This window comes from Buttiauxella selenatireducens, from assembly GCF_031432975.1.
Taxonomy (GTDB): Bacteria; Pseudomonadota; Gammaproteobacteria; order Enterobacterales; family Enterobacteriaceae; genus Buttiauxella; species Buttiauxella selenatireducens.
In genome coordinates, this window is sequence record NZ_CP133838.1 from 1,733,378 (window position 1) to 1,753,228 (window position 19,851).

The following is a 19,851-nucleotide window of genomic DNA, read 5'->3' on the forward strand; positions in this document are numbered from 1 at the left end:
GCATGAATAAACACCGTATCTTTGTTGCTGGCCATCGTGGGATGGTCGGCTCTGCCATTGTCCGTCAGCTTGAACAACGTGCTGACGTTGAGCTGGTGCTGCGTGGCCGTGATGAACTGAATCTGTTGGATGGTGCCGCGGTTAACGCTTTCTTTGCCGAACAGCGAATCGATCAGGTTTACCTGGCGGCGGCGAAAGTGGGCGGTATTGTTGCGAACAATACGTATCCTGCTGACTTCATCTACGAAAACATGATGATTGAGGCGAATATTATTCACAGTGCCCATACGCACAACGTGAATAAGCTGTTGTTCCTCGGTTCATCGTGCATTTATCCAAAGATGGCCAACCAGCCGATGGCGGAAAGCGAGCTGCTGCAAGGCACGCTTGAAGCCACTAACGAACCGTATGCGATTGCCAAAATTGCTGGCATCAAACTGTGCGAGTCATACAACCGCCAGTTTGGTCGCGATTATCGTTCGGTGATGCCAACCAATTTGTATGGCCCGCACGATAACTTCCACCCGAGCAATTCACATGTGATCCCCGCTTTGCTGCGTCGTTTCCATGAAGCGACAGAGCAGAACTCTCCTGACGTCGTGGTGTGGGGGAGCGGTACGCCAATGCGTGAGTTCCTGCACGTTGATGATATGGCGGCAGCCAGCATCCACATTATGGAGCTGGCGAGTGAAGTGTGGGCCGAAAATACCCAGCCCATGCTTTCACATATTAACGTCGGTACCGGGGTCGATTGCACCATCCGCGAGCTGGCGCAAACCATCGCGAAAGTGACGGGCTACCGTGGGCGCGTGGTGTTCGATGCCACCAAACCGGACGGCACGCCGCGCAAACTGTTGGATGTGACGCGACTGCGCCGTCTGGGTTGGTATCCGGAGATCACACTCGAGCCGGGTCTTGCCAGTACTTACCAGTGGTTCCTCGAAAACCAGCAACGGTTCCGGGGGTAAGCATGTTCCTGAGTGCTGAAGACTTCGCAACGGTCGTGAGTTCCACACCGCTTATCTCCATCGACCTGATTGTTGAAAATCAGGACGGCGAGTTCTTGTTGGGGCAACGCACTCAGCGCCCGGCGCAGAACTTTTGGTTCGTGCCGGGTGGCCGGGTACAGAAAGATGAAACGCTGGAGCAGGCTTTTGCTCGCTTAACCGAAGCCGAACTGGGTAAGCGTTTCGTGATGGCCGACGGCGAGTTTTACGGCGTGTGGCAGCACTTCTATGACGACAACTTCTCCGGGACGGATTTCTCAACGCACTACGTGGTGCTGGGATTCCGCCTGCGTGTCGATGCGAGCGCGCTGCAATTGCCAACCGCGCAGCACAGCGCATATCGCTGGTTAACGTCAGAGTCGTTGTTAGCGCGTGACGATGTCCATGACAACAGTCGCGCATATTTCCTTGCGGATAAAGCTAATAAGGTCATCGGGTTATGAAAATACTGGTGTATGGCATCAACTACTCGCCGGAACTAACCGGCATCGGTAAATACACCGGTGAAATGGTTGAGTGGATGACGCGCCAGGGCCATGAGGTGCGGGTGATCACCGCACCACCTTACTATCCGGTCTGGGAAGTGCATCCCGATTATTCATCCTGGAAGTACAAGAAAGAAGTCGGCGCGGCCACCGTCTGGCGCTGCCCATTATATGTGCCAAAACAGCCGTCAACGTTAAAGCGCCTGATCCATCTCGGCAGCTTTGCGCTGAGTTCATTCTTCCCGCTGCTGGCGCAACGTCGCTGGAAGCCGGATCGCATTATTGGCGTAGTGCCAACGCTGTTTTGCGTACCAGGTATGCGCCTGCTCGCGAAACTCAGCGGCGCACGTACGCTGTTGCATATCCAGGATTACGAAGTGGACGCCATGCTTGGCCTGGGAATGGCAGGTAAAAAGCAGGGGAAAGTAGCCCGTCTGGCTCAACGTTTTGAGCAAAGTGGTCTGCATAACGTCGATAACGTTTCGACCATTTCGCGTTCGATGATGAACAAAGCGGTAGAGAAGGGCGTGGACCAGCAAAAAGTGATCTTCTTCCCTAACTGGTCGGAAGTTGAACGTTTTCGCGGTATTTCCCACGAGGATGTTCTTGCGGTGCGCACCCGCTTACAACTGCCTGTTGATAAAAAAATCATTCTCTATTCCGGCAATATCGGGGAGAAGCAGGGGCTGGAAACCGTCATTGAGGTGGCTGCGCGTTTCGCTCATCAGCCATGGTTATTTGTGATTGTCGGCCAGGGCGGTGGCAAAGCGCGCTTGCAAAAACAGGCGCAGGAGAAGGGTTTGCAAAACGTGGTGTTCCATCCGTTACAGCCTTACGACGCACTGCCAGCGTTACTGCATCTCGCGGATTGCCACTTGGTTATTCAGCGTCGGGGTGCGGCAGATGCCGTGTTGCCTTCCAAGCTGACCAATATTCTTGCCGTGGGCGGCAATGCGGTGATTACCGCAGAACCGGAAACTGAGCTCGGCCAACTTTGCGAGGCATATTCCGGCATTGCCGTGTGTGTCGAGCCTGAATCGGTTGATGCGCTAGCGGATGGCATCGAGCGCTGCCTACAATTGCCGGTACTCAATACAGTGGCATGTGAATATGCCGAGCGCACGCTGGAGAAAGACAGCGTACTGAATCAATTTATTACTGACATTCGGGGTTAAAAATGAGCCAACTTTATCCGGTGATCATGGCTGGCGGGAACGGTAGCCGTTTATGGCCGTTGTCCCGCGTGCTTTACCCGAAACAGTTCCTGTGTCTGAAAGGGGAGCTGACCATGCTGCAAACCACCATTAGCCGTTTGAACGGTGTGGCGTGCGAAAGCCCGGTGGTGATTTGCAACGAAGAACATCGTTTTATCGTGGCTGAACAGCTACGTGAGCTAAACAAGCTGACGGAAAATATCGTTCTGGAACCCGCTGGCCGTAACACGGCCCCTGCAATTGCGCTGGCAGCCCTCGCGGCATTACGCAATCAGCCGGAACACGATCCGCTGATGCTGATCCTCGCGGCCGATCATGTGATTCAAAACGAAGAGGCATTTCGCGAAGCGGTTCGCAGCGCGCTGCCGTTTGCCGAAGCGGGGAAACTGGTGACGTTTGGTATCGTTCCTGACCTGCCGGAAACCGGTTATGGCTATATTCGCCGTGGGCAACCGCAGGCGGCAGAGACGGATGCGGTTGCGTTTAGTGTCGCGCAGTTCGTGGAAAAACCAGATTTATCAACCGCACAGGCGTACATCGCCAGCGGTGAGTATTACTGGAACAGCGGTATGTTCCTGTTCCGCGCCGGGCGCTACCTTGAAGAACTGAAAAAATTCCGCCCGGATATTCTCAGCGCCTGTGAAAAAGCGATGGCAAACGTAGACCCGGACCTGGATTTTGTCCGCGTGGACGAAGCGGCCTTCCTGAGCTGCCCGGATGAGTCTATCGACTATGCCGTGATGGAAAAAACCGCTGATGCCGTTGTCGTGCCGATGGATGCAGGCTGGAGCGACGTGGGCTCGTGGTCATCTCTGTGGGAAATCAGCACCAAAAACTCACAGGGCAATGTGCATCACGGCGATGTGATCAGTCACGATACTGAAAACAGCTATATCTATGCGGAGTCAGGGCTTGTCACCACCGTTGGTGTGAAAGACTTAGTCATCGTGCAGACCAAAGATGCGGTACTGATTGCCGACCGCGACCACGTGCAAAGCGTGAAAAAAGTGGTTGAGCAAATCAAGTTTGATGGCCGCCACGAACACCACAATCATCGCGAAGTGTATCGCCCGTGGGGAAAATACGACTCCATCGATGAAGGCGAGCGCTACCAGGTGAAACGCATTACCGTCAAGCCAGGCGAAGGGTTGTCTTTGCAGATGCATCACCACCGTGCTGAGCACTGGATTGTGGTGGCGGGCACCGCAAAAGTCACGTTGGGTGAAGAGACAAAATTGCTGGGCGAGAACGAGTCCATCTACATTCCTCTGGGCGTGACGCATTGCCTGGAAAACCCCGGAAAAATCCCGCTCGATCTGATTGAAGTGCGTTCCGGCACTTACCTCGCAGAAGACGATATCGTTCGTTTCGAAGACCGTTACGGGCGTATCTAACCCCATCACAATTTAATCATTCCCGCAGCCCGCGAGCCTGCGGGTTGGGTAACTGTTGCCCGAAGGAGTGGATATGACACAGAAATTAACCTGTTTTAAAGCCTACGACATCCGTGGAAAGCTGGGTGAAGAGCTGAACGAAGAGATAGCCGAACGTATTGGCCGCGCTTATGGCGAGTACCTGAAACCGAAGACCATTGTGCTGGGCGGTGATGTGCGCCTGACAAGCGAGCGGCTTAAGTTAGCGCTGGCAAAAGGGTTGCAGGATGCGGGCGTGGACGTGCTGGATATCGGCCTGTCCGGCACCGAAGAGATCTACTTCGCCACCTGGCATCTGGGCGTGGACGGTGGCATTGAAGTGACCGCCAGCCATAACCCGATGGACTACAACGGTATGAAACTGGTGCGCGAAGGTGCGCGCCCCATCAGTGGTGACACCGGCCTGCGCGATGTGCAGCGTCTGGCGGAAGCCAATGACTTCCAGCCTGTTGATGCAACCCAACGAGGTCGTTACCAGAAGATTTCCGTGGTTGAAGCCTACATTGACCACCTGTTCTCGTACATCAACGTCAACAATATCAAGCCGCTGAAGCTGGTGATTAACTCCGGTAACGGCGCGGCGGGCCCGATTATTGATGTCATCGAAGCACGCTTTAAGGCACTCAACGTGCCGCTGACGTTTATCAAAGTCCATAACACCCCGGACGGACATTTCCCGAACGGTATCCCGAATCCACTGCTGCCGGAGTGCCGCGCAGACACCCGCAACGCGGTGATTGAACACGGCGCGGACATGGGGATTGCCTTTGACGGCGATTTTGACCGCTGCTTCCTGTTCGATGAGCAAGGGCAATTTATCGAGGGTTACTACATCGTTGGCCTGCTGGCGGCGGCGTTCCTCGAAAAGCAGCCGGGGGCGAAGATTATTCATGATCCGCGTCTGTCGTGGAACACGGTGGATATCGTGGAGCGCGCAGGCGGCACGCCGGTGATGTCAAAAACCGGGCATGCGTTTATCAAAGAGCGTATGCGCCAGGAAGATGCGATTTACGGCGGCGAAATGAGTGCCCATCACTATTTCCGTGATTTTGCTTACTGCGACAGCGGGATGATCCCGTGGCTGCTGGTGACGGAGCTGTTGTGCCTGAAAGGGAAAACCCTGGGGGAGCTGGTGCACGACCGTATGGCGGCGTGGCCGGCAAGCGGGGAAATCAACAGCAAGCTGGCGGACCCGAAAGTGGCCATCGCCCGGGTGCAGCAGCATTTTGCGCCTCATGCTACAGAGGTGGACCACACCGATGGCGTGAGCATGGCGTTCGCGGAGTGGCGCTTTAACCTGCGGAGCTCCAACACCGAGCCGGTGGTGCGCCTGAATGTGGAATCTAAGCGCAATGAACCACTGATGCAGGCGCGAATACAAGAAATTATGGAACTGTTGAATCAGTGATTTGGGGAACGGATTAAGACAACCCTCACCCCGGCCCTCTCCCTGAGGGCGAGGGGGAAAACCTTACGATCCCCTCTATATGGGGTGAGGGGGAAAACCTTACGATCCCCTCTATATGGGGGAGAGGGGGAAAACCTTACGATCCCCTCTATATGGGGGAGAGGGGGAAAACCTTACGATCCCCTCTATATGGGGGAGAGGGAGAAAACCTTACGATCCCCTCTCCTGGGGGAGAGGGTTAGGGTGAGGGCGCTTATCCCGTATCATCTTGAATAAAGGTAAAACGATGACAAACCTAAAAAAGCGCGAGCTACCAAAAACGAACGCATCGTTAATCTCTATGGTGCAACGTTTTTCTGACATCACCATTATGTTTGTTGGGTTATGGATTGTGTGTCAGGTCAACGCGTTACCGTTTTTGTACATGCATTTACTGATGGCCTTACTGGCCCTTGTGGTTTTCCAGATGATTGGCGGCATGACCGATTTTTACCGTTCATGGCGCGGGGTGAAGATTTCCAGCGAACTGATGTTGTTGCTGCAAAACTGGACATTGAGCCTGATTTTTAGTGCCGGTTTACTGGCCTTTAATCCTGATTTTGACGGGTCTTTCTGGGTCTATCTCGCCTGGTATGTGTTGACCAGTTTCGGCATGATGTTCTGCCGCTCGTTTATCCGCCTGGGCGCCGGTTGGTTGCGCAATATGGGGTACAACACGCGCCGCATTGCAATCGCGGGTTCGATGCCCGTGGGCTATGCGCTTGCCGAGAGTTTCCGCAACGAGCCGTGGTTGGGATTTGATGTCAAGGGTGTGTATGACGACCAACAGCCGGAATCACCCCATGGCGATTATGCGGGCTGTTTCGCAGATTTGGTGGAACAAGCGCGGGCAGGGCGCATCGATAATATCTATATCGCGATGACCATGAGCGAAGAGGCGCGGATTAAATCACTGGTGCGTGAACTGACCGATACCACCTGCTCAGTGCTGCTGATCCCGGATGTTTTCACCTTCAATATTCTTAACGCCCGCACCGAGGAAGTGAACGGCGTACCGGTTGTGCCTCTTTTTGAAACCCCGTTAAACGGCATTAACCGTGTTCTGAAACGTCTCGAAGATATTGTGCTTGCTTCGCTGATCCTGCTGTTTATTTCGCCGGTGCTGTTGTGTATCAGCGCAGCGGTGAAATTGACCTCTCCTGGCCCCGTTATCTTCCGCCAGACGCGCTACGGCATGGACGGGAAGCCGATCAAAGTGTGGAAATTCCGCTCCATGAAAGTGATGGAAAATGACGCGGTCGTCACTCAGGCCACCAAGGGTGATAAGCGCATTACGCCAGTCGGTAATTTCTTGCGTCGTACCTCTCTGGATGAGTTGCCGCAATTTATCAATGTGCTAATGGGCGAGATGTCGATTGTCGGGCCGCGCCCGCATGCAGTGGCGCATAACGAGCAATATCGCTCGCTGATTGAAGGCTACATGCTGCGCCATAAAGTGAAACCGGGCATCACGGGCTGGGCACAAATCAACGGCTGGCGCGGTGAAACTGACACGCTGGAGAAAATGGAAAAGCGTGTTGAGTTTGATCTGGAATACATCCGCGAATGGAGCCTGTGGTTTGACATCAAAATTGTCTTTCTGACCATTTTCAAAGGCTTTGTTAACAAAGCCGCCTATTGAGTGAGTCCGCAATGAGTCTGAGAGAAAAAACCATCAGCGGTGCCAAATGGTCTGCCATCGCCACGGTGATTATTATTAGCCTTGGCCTGGTGCAGATGACCGTGCTGGCACGGGTTGTCGACAATCACGAGTTTGGCCTGCTGACGGTTTCGCTTGTGATCATCGCGCTGGCCGATACGTTGTCAGATTTTGGCATTGCCAACTCGATTATCCAGCGCAAAGAGATAAGCCACCTCGAGCTAACCACGTTGTATTGGCTGAATGTCGGCCTTGGGCTTGCGGTATTCGCGGTGGTGTTTTTACTAAGCGATGTTATCGCTTCGGTACTGAATACCGCAGCGCTTGCACCACTGATTAAAACACTGTCGTTCGCTTTTATCGTTATCCCACACGGGCAGCAGTTCCGCGCACTAATGCAAAAGGAACTGGAGTTTTCAAAGATTGGCTCGATTGAAACGGTATCGGTCATAGCGGGCTTTACCGTGACGGTTGGGGCTGCGATGGTTTACCCGTTCGCCATGACGGCGATCATCGGTTATCTGGTTAACACCGTGGTTCGCACCTCGCTGTTTGGTTTCTTTGGCCGCAAAATTTATCGCCCTGGCCTGCACTTTTCCCTGAAATCTGTCAGCTCGAATCTGAAGTTCGGTGCATGGCTAACGGCTGACAGCATTATCAATTATGTGAATACCAATCTCTCAACGTTAGTGCTGGCGCGAATTCTTGGTGCCAGCATCGCTGGGGGCTACAACCTCGCCTATAACGTGGCGGTGGTACCACCGATGAAGCTGAATCCGATTATCACCCGCGTGCTGTTTCCTGCTTTTGCCAAGATTCAGGACGATACCGACAAGTTACGTGTCAACTTCTACAAATTGCTGTCGATTGTCGGGATTATTAACTTCCCGGCGCTGCTCGGCCTGCTGGTGGTTTCGAATAATTTTGTGCCGCTGGTGTTTGGTGAGAAATGGCAGTTTATTACGCCGATCCTGCAACTGCTGTGTGTGGTTGGCCTGTTGCGCTCCATTGGTAACCCGATTGGATCGCTGTTGATGGCAAAAGCACGTGTCGATATCAGCTTTAAATTCAATGTATTCAAAACCTGCTTGTTTATCCCCGCGATTATTATCGGCGGCCATATGGCGGGTGCGCTGGGCGTCACGCTGGGTTTTTTGTTGGTGCAGGTAGTGAACACCGTACTGAGCTATTTCGTGATGATTAGGCCGGTGCTCGGCGCAAGCTTCCGCCAGTACATTCAAAGTATCTGGCTGCCGTTTTACCTTTCTATTCCAACCATTGTGATCAGTGGCTCGCTGGGCTTTGCCCTGAAAGGGCTGCTCTCGCTCGGCTTGTTGTTGGGCGTACAAATTGCGGCTGGAGTGTTGGCCTTTATCGTCATGCTGGCGCTGTCGCGCAATGCGCTAGTGGTAGAGATGAAACGCCAGTTTATTCGAACGCCCCCTCACCCTAACCCTCTCCCTCAAGGGAGAGGGGACTGAACGTTTTCTCCCTCGCCTTAGAGAGAGAGGACTGACCGGTTTTCTCCCTCGCCTTAGATAGAGGGGACTGACCGGTTTTCTCCCTCGCCTGAGAGAGGGGACTGACCGTTTTCTCCCTCGCCTAAGAGAGAGGGGACTAACCGGTTTTCTCCCTCTCCTGGGGGAGAGGGCTGGGGTGAGGGCATACATTTAAGAACGAGGTCTGTATGAAATTATTGATTCTTGGCAACCACACGTGCGGCAACCGTGGTGATAGCGCCATTTTGCGCGGACTGATTGATGCGATTACTACCATTGATGACACCGTGCAGGTTGATGTGATGAGCCGCTATCCGGTGAGTTCCGCGTGGCTGTTGGGTCGCCCGGTTCTGGGGGACACCCTGTATAAGCAGATGAAGCAACATAACAATGCGGTTGGGTTGATGGGGCGGGTTAAAAAAGTCCTGCGCCGCAAGTATCAGCACCAGGTTTTGCTGGCGAAAGCCACTGATAACGGGCGGCTGCGTAATATTTCCATCCCACAAGGATTTATCGATTTCGTTAAGTCGCTGCAAACCTATGACGCGATTATTCAGGTCGGCGGTTCGTTTTTTGTCGATTTATACGGTGTTTCGCAGTTTGAACATGCGCTGTGCAGCTTTATGGCGAAAAAGCCGGTTTACATGATTGGCCACAGCGTAGGGCCGTTCCAGGATCCGCAGTTTAATCACCTGGCAAGCTATGTCTTCGGCAATACGGAGTCGCTGATTTTGCGTGAATCCGTCAGCCTCGATTTGATGAAAAGAAGCAATATTGATTGCAGCAAAGTGGAGCAGGGTGTGGATACGGCCTGGCTTGTAGAACATCACAATGACAGCTTCGTGCCGAGCTACGCCGTGCAGCATTGGTTCAATACCATCAAACGCAAGAAAACGGTGGCGATTACGCTGCGTGAGCTGGCGCCTTTTGATAAGCGCCTGGGCACCACTCAGCAAGCCTATGAGCAGGCGTTTGCCTCTGTGGTGAACCGCATTATTGAACAGGGTTATCAGGTGCTGGCACTTTCGACCTGTACGGGCATCGACAGCTACAACAAAGATGACCGGATGGTGGCGCTAAATCTTCGCCAGTACATCAATAACCCCGAGGAATACCACGTGGTGATGGATGAGCTTAATGACCTTGAAATGGGCAAAATTCTCGGAGAATGTGAGCTGACAGTCGGCACGCGCCTGCATTCAGCCATTATTTCCATGAACTTTGGTACGCCTGCCATTGCTATCAATTATGAACACAAATCCGCGGGCATCATGCAGCAGCTTGGCATGCCGGAAATGGCAATTGAAATCCGCCAGCTTCTGAATGGTTCCCTTCAAAGTGTGGTGGCCGACGTCTTAGGGCAACTACCGGCAATCAATGAACGCCTCGCTTACGCGGTACGTGCCGAACGTGCTGATGGTCGGCGCATGGTGGAGTCAGTTCTGGCGCGAGTGAAGGGGGCTAAATGAAAGTCGGCTTCTTCTTGCTTAAATTCCCTGTGGCATCCGAAACCTTCGTGCTCAACCAGATCGTTGCATTTATTGATATGGGTTATGAGGTGGAAATCGTTGCTATCCAGAAGGGAGATTTGAACCATACCCACTCGGCATTCAAAGAGTACAAGCTTGCGGAAAAAACCACCTGGCTGATGGATGAACCCGCAGGCAAGGCGGCAAAACTGCAATCCCGAGCGCTGAATACGCTACGTGGTGCGCTGCGTCCACGAACCTGGAAGGCGTTGAATACGAAACGCTATGGCGAGGAAGCTCGCAATTTAATTCTTTCCTCCATTTGTGGCCGTAACTCTCAGCCAGTGCAGGCTGATGTCTTTATTGCTCATTTCGGCCCTGCCGGTGTGACGGCGGCAAAATTACGCGAGCTTGGGTTGCTGAGAGGCAAAATTGCCACGGTATTCCATGGGATTGATATTTCAGGACGTGAGGCGCTGGCGCACTACACCCCTGAATATCAAAAGCTCTTTGCCCGTGGTGATTTGATGTTGCCGATAAGCGAATTGTGGGCAGGACGCTTGCAAAAAATGGGCTGTCCGGCCAACAAAATTACCGTCTCGCGCATGGGCGTGAATATGGAACGGTTTTCGCAACGCGCCGTTAAAAAGCCGGCGAAAACGCTGGAGATTATCTCGGTGGCTCGGTTGACCGAGAAGAAAGGATTGCATGTGGCGATTGATGCCTGCGCGTTGTTAAAAGAACGAGGCGTGAGTTTTCGTTACAACATCCTTGGTATTGGCCCATGGGAAACGCGGTTGCGTACGCTTATCGAACAAAATCAACTCGATGATGTGGTGTTTATGCCGGGCTTTAAGCCGAACCACGAAGTTAAAACGATGCTCGATGAGGCCGATTTGTTCCTACTTCCATCGGTCACGGGCGTTGACGGCGATATGGAAGGGATCCCTGTGGCTCTGATGGAAGCGATGGCGGTGGGTATCCCGGTTCTGTCTACCGTGCATAGCGGTATCCCGGAGTTAATTGATTCGGGACGTTCCGGCTGGCTGGTGCCCGAAAACGATGCGGGAGCGCTCGCCGATAGCTTACAGGCCTTCGGTCATATCGATGAAAGTGAACTCAAACCCATGTTGCAACTGGCGCGTGAAAAAGTTGAAACCGAGTTCAATCAGCACGTTATCTATCAGCAGTTAGCTCGTCAGCTACAGACGCTGTAAACCCATTTAGTGAAGCTTCACGGGGATGTATGCGCAAAAAATTTGAATTGACCAACCCTTCATTTTCCTCCTCCCGTCGCAAGTTACTCAAAGCCAGCTCTGTTCTGGCTGCGGTACCCTTCATATTGCCCCGTAGTGTGTTAGCTGGGGCAGGCAACAGCGAGGTTAGTGTCCAGAAATTCTATAGCGGCGACTGGATTGCCGCCTTTAAACAAGCTTTCTCAGCCGCTGATGTCGTATCTGTCCCTGCCGATTTAGTCTGTGACAACATCAATACCGCCATTTTTATGCCACAAGGTAAAACCTTACAGGTTGCTGGTGGCTTAAAAGGTAATGGTAAAGGGCGTTTTGTGATGCAGGACGGCTGCCAGATTTTGGGGGGAAAGGGAGGGCGGTTTCACAATATCATCCTTGATGTGCGGGGCTCAGACTGCACTATCAAAGGTATTGATATGAGCGGTTTTGTGCCGGTGACTCAAATCTACATCGGCGGAAAAGATAAGCGCACCATGCGCAACCTGGTGATTGATAACATTCGGGTGCACGATGCGAACTACGCCATTTTGCGGCAAGGGTTCCACAATCGCATGGAAAACGTCAGGATTACCAACGGCCACTTCAGTCGTTTGCAGGGTGATGCTATCGAATGGAATGTGGCGATAAACGACCACGACTTGCTTATCTCCGACCATGTGATTGAAAACATTGATTGCACCAATGGAAAGGTCAACTGGGGGATTGGTATTGGGCTTGCGGGAAGTACCTATGACAATGACTATCCCGAAGATCAGGCGGTAAAAAATTTTGTTGTTGCCAATATTACCGGCAGCAACTGTCGTCAGTTGGTTCATGTCGAAAACGGCAAACACTTTATCATTCGCAATATAAAGGCGCGGAATATCAATCACACGTTTAGTAAGAACGCGGGGATCGATAACGCGACAGTCGCAATTTATGGGTGTGATAACTTCGTCATTGATAATGTTGATATGGTCGACAGTGCGGGATTTCTGATTGGTTATGGTGTTATCAAAGGTAAGTATTTGTCTATTCCACAAAATTTTAAGCTTAACGACATTGCGCTGGATAACACCCAAATGCCTTATAAAAGTCGTGGAATCCAGATTTCGTCGGGCAATGCGACCTCTTTTGTGGCAATCACCGATGTGGCGATGAAACGAGCAACGCTTGAACTGCATAACAAACCGCAACACTTGTTTCTGAGAAACGTCGACGTGATGCAGTATTCTGCTGTAGGTCCCGCGTTGAAGCTAAACTTTGACCTGCGCAAAGATGTGCGTGGCCGTTTTATGGCCAAAGACGACACGTTGCTTTCGCTTGCTAATGTGCGGGCTGTGAACGAAAAAGGGCACAGTTCGGTAGATATCGACAGGGTGGATCAGCAGCATGTGAATACCCATGGGTTGAATTTTGCTCTGCCAATGGTTAATAAATAAATCGTCAAGTCACTTTGCGATTTATCTGAGGGTTCAGGCGTATTAAAAAAAGGTTTTTAGTTTTGTAGGCTTTGTTGAGGAAGTTAAAATGACGTACTACTTTGGCTCAATTCATGCTGGCATCAAAGCACGAAAAGACTATAATCCTCCAACCATTTCGAGGTGGGTTTGAATATGATTAATTTGAAAGCAGTTATTCCGGTAGCAGGTTTGGGTATGCATATGTTGCCCGCAACAAAGGCTATTCCAAAGGAAATGCTACCGATCGTTGATAAGCCGATGATTCAATACATCGTCGACGAGATCGTAGCTGCAGGAATCAAAGAAATCGTATTGGTGACGCACTCTTCAAAGAATGCGGTTGAAAACCATTTCGACACCTCCTATGAACTGGAAGCTCTGCTTGAGCAACGCGTGAAGCGCCAGTTGCTTGCCGAAGTCCAGTCCATTTGCCCTCCTGGCGTGACCATCATGAATGTGCGTCAGGCTCAGCCCTTAGGCTTGGGTCATTCTATTTTGTGCGCCCATCCGATTATTGGCGACAATCCATTTGTTGTTGTATTACCTGACGTTATACTTGATGGCGCCAGCGCTGACCCATTGCGCTATAATTTGGCGGCAATTGTTGAGCGTTTCAAAGAAACTGGGCGCAGCCAGGTGCTGGCAAAACGTATGCCTAACGAAGACTTGTCCGAGTATTCGGTTATCACCACTGAAGAACCGTTAAACAATGATGGGCAGATTGGTCGCATTGTTGATTTCGTGGAGAAACCCGATCAGCCACAGACTTTAGATTCTGACCTGGCGGCTGTGGGCCGTTATGTTCTGTCTGCTGATATCTGGCCTGAGCTTGAGAAAACAGAGCCAGGTGCTTGGGGACGAATCCAACTGACAGACGCCATTGCTGCATTGAATCAAAAGCAAGCGGTTGAAGCGGCTTTGATGACTGGCGAAAGCTATGACTGCGGTAAGAAAATGGGTTACATGAAGGCGTTTGTTAATTATGGTTTGCGCAACCATAAAGAAGGCCAGAAGTTCAGGGACAGCATTCAGAAATTACTGGCTCGTTGATTTTTTTCAATCAATGATGACCAAAGTCTGATGAAAAGAACGGCAGTCAAAAGTGGCAGTACGGTTACATGTTTGTAATTGTGCTGCTGCAGACTGCCGTTTTTTTTGAGATGATTTTGAGACAAAAATTTTACGGGCAGCAGTATCACATTCCAATGAAAGACATAAAAACACTGGTTAAATAATCAGTTTCTAACAGTTGAGTTCATTCGAATGTGTTGCAAAAATTTAGCCATGCGCCAGCCTACTCGGTGGCATGTGAAAAGTATCAGTACACTGGTAGCTGTTGAGCCAGGGGCGGTAGCATGGCTATAGCAAAATTTCATATTTCTTAATTTTATTCCTCATTACCTGAAGTAAAATCATACATCCGATAATTATTTATCGAGAAAAAATTTTACGAGATTATAGAGAGATTTTACCCGTGAAAATTCTTGTTACTGGTGGCGCTGGTTTTATAGGTTCAGCGGTCGTTCGTCATATCATAAATAACACCCAAGACAGCGTCGTTAACGTCGACAAATTAACCTATGCAGGTAATCTTGAATCGTTGGCCGACGTCTCTGAAAATGGTCGTTATGCCTTTGTTCAGGCAGATATCTGCGACAGAAATGCAATGGACGCAATTTTTGCAGAACATCAGCCGGATGCCGTTATGCATTTGGCTGCTGAAAGTCACGTTGACCGTTCAATCTCTGGTCCTGCTGAATTTATCGAAACCAATATCGTTGGTACTTATACACTGCTTGAAGCAGCTCGCGCTTATTGGTCGCAAATGAATGATGAACGCAAGGCAACTTTCCGTTTCCATCATATTTCTACTGACGAAGTTTACGGTGATTTGCCGCATCCGGATGAATGCTCGGCAGGGGAGGTCCTTCCTCTATTTACCGAAACAACGTCTTATGCACCAAGTAGCCCTTATTCAGCGTCAAAAGCTTCGAGCGATCATTTAGTTCGCGCCTGGCAGCGGACTTATGGTCTTCCTTGCATCGTAACTAATTGCTCGAATAACTATGGGCCGTATCACTTCCCGGAAAAGTTAATTCCATTGGTTATTTTGAACGCGCTTGAAGGTAAGAATCTGCCTGTTTACGGGAAAGGCGACCAGATTCGTGACTGGTTATACGTTGAAGATCACGCTCGAGCACTGTATACCGTGGTGACTCAAGGCACATTGGGTGAGACTTACAACATCGGTGGTCATAATGAGAAGAAAAACCTTGATGTGGTGCTGACTATTTGTGATCTGCTGGATGAGTTAGTTCCTAAGAATACCTCATATCGTGAGCAAATTACTTATGTTGCTGACCGTCCTGGTCACGATCGCCGTTATGCTATTGATGCCAGCAAAATAAGCCATGATTTGAACTGGAAACCGCAAGAAACTTTCGAAAGTGGAATTCGTAAAACGGTTGAATGGTATCTAACCCATCAACAATGGGTCGATAATATTAAAAGCGGCACCTATAAATCATGGATTGAGAAAAATTACGGTGAACGTAAATGATTATTTTATTGTTCGGTAAAACAGGGCAGGTAGGTTGGGAATTACAACGTTCACTGGCGCCACTTGGGAATGTCATCGCAGTCGATGTCCATTCGACTGAATACTGTGGTGATTTCAGTAATCCAGAAGGGGTTGCTGAAACAGTACGACGCGTGAAACCAGATGTGATCGTGAATGCGGCAGCGCATACCGCAGTCGATAAAGCAGAAAGTGAGCGTGATTTTGCGCAACTGCTCAATGCGACAAGTGTGGAAGCGATTGCAAAAGAAGCAGAAAAAATTAATGCCTGGCTTGTCCACTACTCCACAGATTATGTATTCCCAGGCGATGGTGAAAAACCTTGGGTCGAGTCTGATGCCACTGCGCCATTAAATATCTATGGTGAAACGAAGCTTGCTGGTGAAATTGCTGTGCAGCAGCATTGTAAAAAACACCTCATTTTTCGCACGAGTTGGGTATTTGCTGGTAAAGGTAATAACTTCGCAAAAACAATGTTGCGCCTGGCTAAAGAACGCGAAGAACTTTCTATTATTAGCGATCAATTTGGTGCGCCGACAGGTGCCGAGCTATTAGCAGATTGCACGGCGCACGCTATTGCGACCGCAATGCGTAAACCGGACGTAGCCGGGCTGTATCATTTGGTGGCATCAGGAACAACAACCTGGTTTGATTATGCCAATCTGGTATTTGCTGAAGCTGAAAAAGCAGGTTTGGTATTAGCGGTAAATAAAACGAATCCGGTACCGACGACAGCATATCCGACACCTGCCCGACGTCCTCATAACTCGCGGCTTGATACCCGTAAATTCCAGCAGACTTTTGGTTTAACCTTACCTGCATGGGATGTGGGCGTTAAACGAATGCTCGCTGAGATTTTTGCTGCAGCAAATGCTCAATAAATAAGATTAATCAGTGGCCTCGATGCAGGGCGCTTCAATAAATTGGAATATAAAATATGACTTCACGTAAAGGGATTATTCTTGCAGGTGGTTCTGGTACTCGTTTGTATCCGGTAACCATGGCTGTCAGCAAACAGTTACTACCTATTTATGACAAGCCTATGATTTATTATCCGTTGAGCACACTGATGCTGGCGGGTATTCGTGATATTTTAATTATTAGTACCCCGCAAGATACTCCACGCTTTGAACAATTGCTTGGCGATGGTTCGCAATGGGGTATCAACTTGCAATATAAAGTTCAGGAAAGTCCTGATGGTTTGGCTCAGGCCTTCATCATCGGTGAAGAGTTTATTGGTAATGATGATTGTGCTTTGGTACTGGGCGATAACATCTTCTACGGCCATGATCTTCAGAAGCAGCTCGAAAATGCTGTAGCTAAAGAATCCGGAGCAACGGTATTTGCATACCATGTACATGACCCTGAACGTTATGGTGTCGTTGAATTCGATAAAGCCGGTAAAGCTATTTCTCTTGAAGAAAAACCTCTTGAACCGAAAAGTAATTACGCGGTTACTGGCCTATATTTCTACGATAACAGTGTTGTCGAAATGGCGAAAACCCTTAAGCCTTCACCACGTGGTGAATTAGAAATTACTGATATCAACCGTATCTATATGGAACAGGGTCGTATGTCTGTTGCCATGATGGGGCGCGGTTATGCATGGTTGGATACTGGTACACATCAGAGTTTAATTGAAGCAAGTAATTTCATTCAGACTATTGAGTTACGCCAGGGGTTGAAGGTTGCATGCCCTGAAGAGATTGCATTCCGTAAAGGCTTTATTGATGCGGAGCAGGTTAAGAAATTGGCGGCACCATTAATTAAGAATGATTATGGGCAGTATTTGCTGAAGATGATTAAATAAAACTAAGTTGCCGGTAAGATGTACATCTTATATTTATAACGAATAAACTTACCGGCAAGAAAATTTCTTTGCTAACTTAACTTTTAGATGTCTTGTTGATTTTTATTTTTAAGGTTTTTTATTCGTGCCCTTATTGATTTTATTTTACACAAATATTTTTTAAAAGTATATGCTGCGATTTTCGGTTTTTTAGGTTTTTATTTTGAGTTGAATGTTATTATTTTATTTTTTAAGTGCGTCATGTTAAATCCATTAAATCCATAAAATCTATTTATACTTTTATTTTACAATTACATTTAGGCTAAAAATGAGTCTTATTAAAAATAGCGTCTGGAATTTGGCCGGATATGTTATACCTACTGCAATAGCAATACCTGCACTAGGATACTTGGCAAGAGTATTAGGATTGGAGTTATTTGGAATTTATACTTTAGCTATTGCTATTGTTGGTTATGCCGGTATTTTTGATGTGGGTTTAACAAGAGCTATAGTAAGGGAGATTGCATTATTTAGAGATGAGCCAGACGAAAGAAAACTCATTATTTCAACGTCTACGATTTTTATCCTCCTGTTTGGTTCTTTGGGAATGCTTGTTATATATATGTTCATCCCAAACATTGTCCATATGTTAAACATTTCCAGCTTGCATATTCATGAAGTAGAGATTTCTCTTAAAATTCTGGTATTCTCTATCCCTTTATTTCTTCTGAACCAGCTTTGGATGTCGATTCTGGAAGGGGATGAAAAATTCTCCATACTAAATATACAAAGGAGTATTGGTAGTTCAGTAATCGCAGGGCTTCCGGCACTATTTGTATGGTTAGAACATAGCTTAGTATATGCGATAATAGGTTTACTAGTTGGGAGAGGAATTTCATTTATTATTTCATTTGTCATAGTGAGAGGGGAAATTATAAGTGCAAAACTGCGGTTTAATCCTTCCACGTTTAAAAGGCTTATATTTTTTGGTGGTTGGATTACTGTGAGCAATATTATTAGCCCAGTAATGGTTTATTTTGATAGGTTCGTAATATCAAATTTGTTGGGGGCGAAATTTGTAAGTTACTACACTGCGCCATCCGAGGCCGTGTCTCGTTTAGGCTTGATCCCTGGAGCCTTATCCAGAGCTGTTTATCCCCGATTAAGCAATACTACTAATAAAGATGAATTCCGCAAGCAATTGAAGTTCTCCTATAAATTAATGATGCTAGGTTGTTTACCTATTGTTATTTTTGGAATTGTATTTTCCAAAAACATTCTTGGTATCTGGATGGGGCAGGAATATGCAATTCACTCGTATTACATTTTATGTATATTACTTATAGGCTTCTTTTTTAATTCAATTGCACAAATTCCATTTACCGCAATACAGTCTGTAGGAAAGGCGAAAGTAACTGCATTGCTGCATTGTATAGAAATAATTCCATATCTGTGTGTGTTATATTATTTTGTCAAATGGTATGGGATTACTGGTGCAGCTTATGCATGGTGCCTCCGTGTTGTACTGGATTGCTTATTTTTAGTATTGATCTCAAATGTGTATACCAATAGGCACCGAGGGATATAATGAATTATGATGTGGTTTTAGCGTCTTATAATGGTGCTAGTTATATTGTTGAACAACTGGATAGCATTGCACAGCAAACATTTTTACCATATAGCGTAATAATCAGAGACGATGGCTCAACTGATAATACGGTGGAAATTATTGAAGCGTATATAACAACATCACATTTAAATATAAAAATAATTAAAGATGGGGTAAATGTTGGTTATATAAAAAACTTTGAAGTTTTAATCCAGCAGTGTACGTCCGAAATGGTTTTTTTCAGTGACCAAGATGATATTTGGGATAAACATAAAGCTGAAGTTATATGTAATAAATTTAAAGATAATCCAAATGCAAATGCCATTTTTACTGATGCGTATCTGATCAATAACTCCAAAACTATTATTGGGGAGTTATGGGAGCATGTCAACTTCAAACCTTTTGAACAAGCGTTGTCTTTAGAAAGAATCTTAGCTGCTAATGTTGTAACAGGGGCAACTTTAGCTACTAGAAGAGATTTTCTGATTAGGTTAATACCGTTTCCTAAACTCGTTCCACATGATTATTGGATTGCTACCAATGCTGTTATTTGTAATAGCCTTAATTACTGTGAAGATAAGTTAATTTTATACAGACAACATGATAATAATCAAATTGGAGCTAAAAGAACCAATATTATACAAAAGGTAAAGAACGCGATAAATTTAGCGAAACTAACTCGACGGTTGGAACATTATAGACAATCAGACGAGTTACTTAACAACTTGCTTTCAAGAAATATTATAAATGCTAACAGTAGTGTAATTAAAAATCATATACATTACCTTCATCTTATGGATATTATTTACTCTGGAAGAATAAGTAACAGTGATTTAGTAGAAACAAAAAATCTTTTTTATGTTTTTACTAATGTTGATTATTTAAGAAATAAAAAATTAAAAATATTTTTAACTGATTTATTAGATGCAATATTGTTGCGCACATTTTATAAACAAAAATATTAAA

16 protein-coding genes are annotated in these 19,851 nt (G+C 47.9%); all 16 read left to right on the forward strand.

Features of this window, described 5'->3' with window-relative positions:
• Positions 1–2 precede the first annotated feature (2 nt).
• Complete coding sequence (gene fcl / locus RHD99_RS08000) at positions 3–968, forward strand: GDP-L-fucose synthase (RefSeq protein WP_270144421.1); 966 nt, start codon at positions 3–5, stop codon at positions 966–968.
• A 2-nt stretch (positions 969–970) separates the two neighbouring features.
• Entirely contained in the window at positions 971–1,450 is a 480-nt protein-coding gene (locus RHD99_RS08005; protein ID WP_309878298.1) for a GDP-mannose mannosyl hydrolase, read from the forward strand.
• Entirely contained in the window at positions 1,447–2,667 is a 1,221-nt protein-coding gene (gene wcaI, locus RHD99_RS08010) for a colanic acid biosynthesis fucosyltransferase WcaI (RefSeq protein ID WP_309878299.1), read from the forward strand. The genes RHD99_RS08005 and wcaI overlap by 4 nt, the downstream gene beginning before the upstream one ends.
• Positions 2,668–2,669: 2 nt before the next feature.
• Positions 2,670–4,100: a mannose-1-phosphate guanyltransferase gene (gene cpsB / locus RHD99_RS08015; RefSeq protein WP_309878300.1), complete on the forward strand. Its 1,431-nt coding sequence runs from the start codon at positions 2,670–2,672 to the stop codon at positions 4,098–4,100.
• Positions 4,101–4,173: 73 nt separating this feature from the next.
• Positions 4,174–5,547, forward strand: coding sequence for a phosphomannomutase CpsG (gene cpsG / locus RHD99_RS08020; RefSeq protein ID WP_309878302.1), 1,374 nt, complete (start codon positions 4,174–4,176; stop codon positions 5,545–5,547).
• Positions 5,548–5,833: 286 nt separating this feature from the next.
• A complete protein-coding gene (gene wcaJ, locus RHD99_RS08025) occupies positions 5,834–7,228 on the forward strand; it encodes an undecaprenyl-phosphate glucose phosphotransferase (protein ID WP_309878304.1) in 1,395 nt (464 codons plus the stop codon).
• Between the two features lie 11 nt (positions 7,229–7,239).
• A complete protein-coding gene (locus RHD99_RS08030) occupies positions 7,240–8,727 on the forward strand; it encodes an MOP flippase family protein (RefSeq protein ID WP_309878305.1) in 1,488 nt (495 codons plus the stop codon).
• Between the two features lie 206 nt (positions 8,728–8,933).
• Positions 8,934–10,214 carry a colanic acid biosynthesis pyruvyl transferase WcaK gene (wcaK, locus tag RHD99_RS08035; protein ID WP_183269835.1) on the forward strand — a complete coding sequence of 427 codons (1,281 nt, stop codon included), beginning with the start codon at positions 8,934–8,936 and terminating at the stop codon, positions 10,212–10,214.
• Complete coding sequence (wcaL, locus tag RHD99_RS08040) at positions 10,211–11,431, forward strand: colanic acid biosynthesis glycosyltransferase WcaL (RefSeq protein WP_309878306.1); 1,221 nt, start codon at positions 10,211–10,213, stop codon at positions 11,429–11,431. The genes wcaK and wcaL overlap by 4 nt, the downstream gene beginning before the upstream one ends.
• Before the next feature lie 29 nt (positions 11,432–11,460).
• The gene (gene wcaM / locus RHD99_RS08045) at positions 11,461–12,888 is read left to right on the forward strand and encodes a colanic acid biosynthesis protein WcaM (RefSeq protein WP_309878308.1); all 1,428 of its coding nucleotides are present in this window, start codon (positions 11,461–11,463) and stop codon (positions 12,886–12,888) included.
• 174 nt (positions 12,889–13,062) lie between these two features.
• Positions 13,063–13,959, forward strand: a complete 897-nt coding sequence (gene galF / locus RHD99_RS08050) for a UTP--glucose-1-phosphate uridylyltransferase GalF (RefSeq protein ID WP_183269832.1) — start codon at positions 13,063–13,065, stop codon at positions 13,957–13,959.
• Positions 13,960–14,383: 424 nt separating this feature from the next.
• Positions 14,384–15,469: a dTDP-glucose 4,6-dehydratase gene (rfbB, locus tag RHD99_RS08055; RefSeq protein WP_309878309.1), complete on the forward strand. Its 1,086-nt coding sequence runs from the start codon at positions 14,384–14,386 to the stop codon at positions 15,467–15,469.
• On the forward strand, positions 15,466–16,368 hold the full coding sequence (rfbD, locus tag RHD99_RS08060) for a dTDP-4-dehydrorhamnose reductase (RefSeq protein WP_309878311.1): 903 nt from the start codon (positions 15,466–15,468) through the stop codon (positions 16,366–16,368). The genes rfbB and rfbD overlap by 4 nt, the downstream gene beginning before the upstream one ends.
• 56 nt (positions 16,369–16,424) lie before the next feature.
• Positions 16,425–17,297, forward strand: coding sequence for a glucose-1-phosphate thymidylyltransferase RfbA (gene rfbA, locus RHD99_RS08065; RefSeq protein WP_309878313.1), 873 nt, complete (start codon positions 16,425–16,427; stop codon positions 17,295–17,297).
• 307 nt (positions 17,298–17,604) lie between these two features.
• On the forward strand, positions 17,605–18,864 hold the full coding sequence (locus tag RHD99_RS08070) for a flippase (protein WP_309878315.1): 1,260 nt from the start codon (positions 17,605–17,607) through the stop codon (positions 18,862–18,864).
• Entirely contained in the window at positions 18,864–19,850 is a 987-nt protein-coding gene (locus RHD99_RS08075; protein ID WP_309878316.1) for a glycosyltransferase family 2 protein, read from the forward strand. The genes RHD99_RS08070 and RHD99_RS08075 overlap by 1 nt, the downstream gene beginning before the upstream one ends.
• Position 19,851 lies beyond the last annotated feature (1 nt).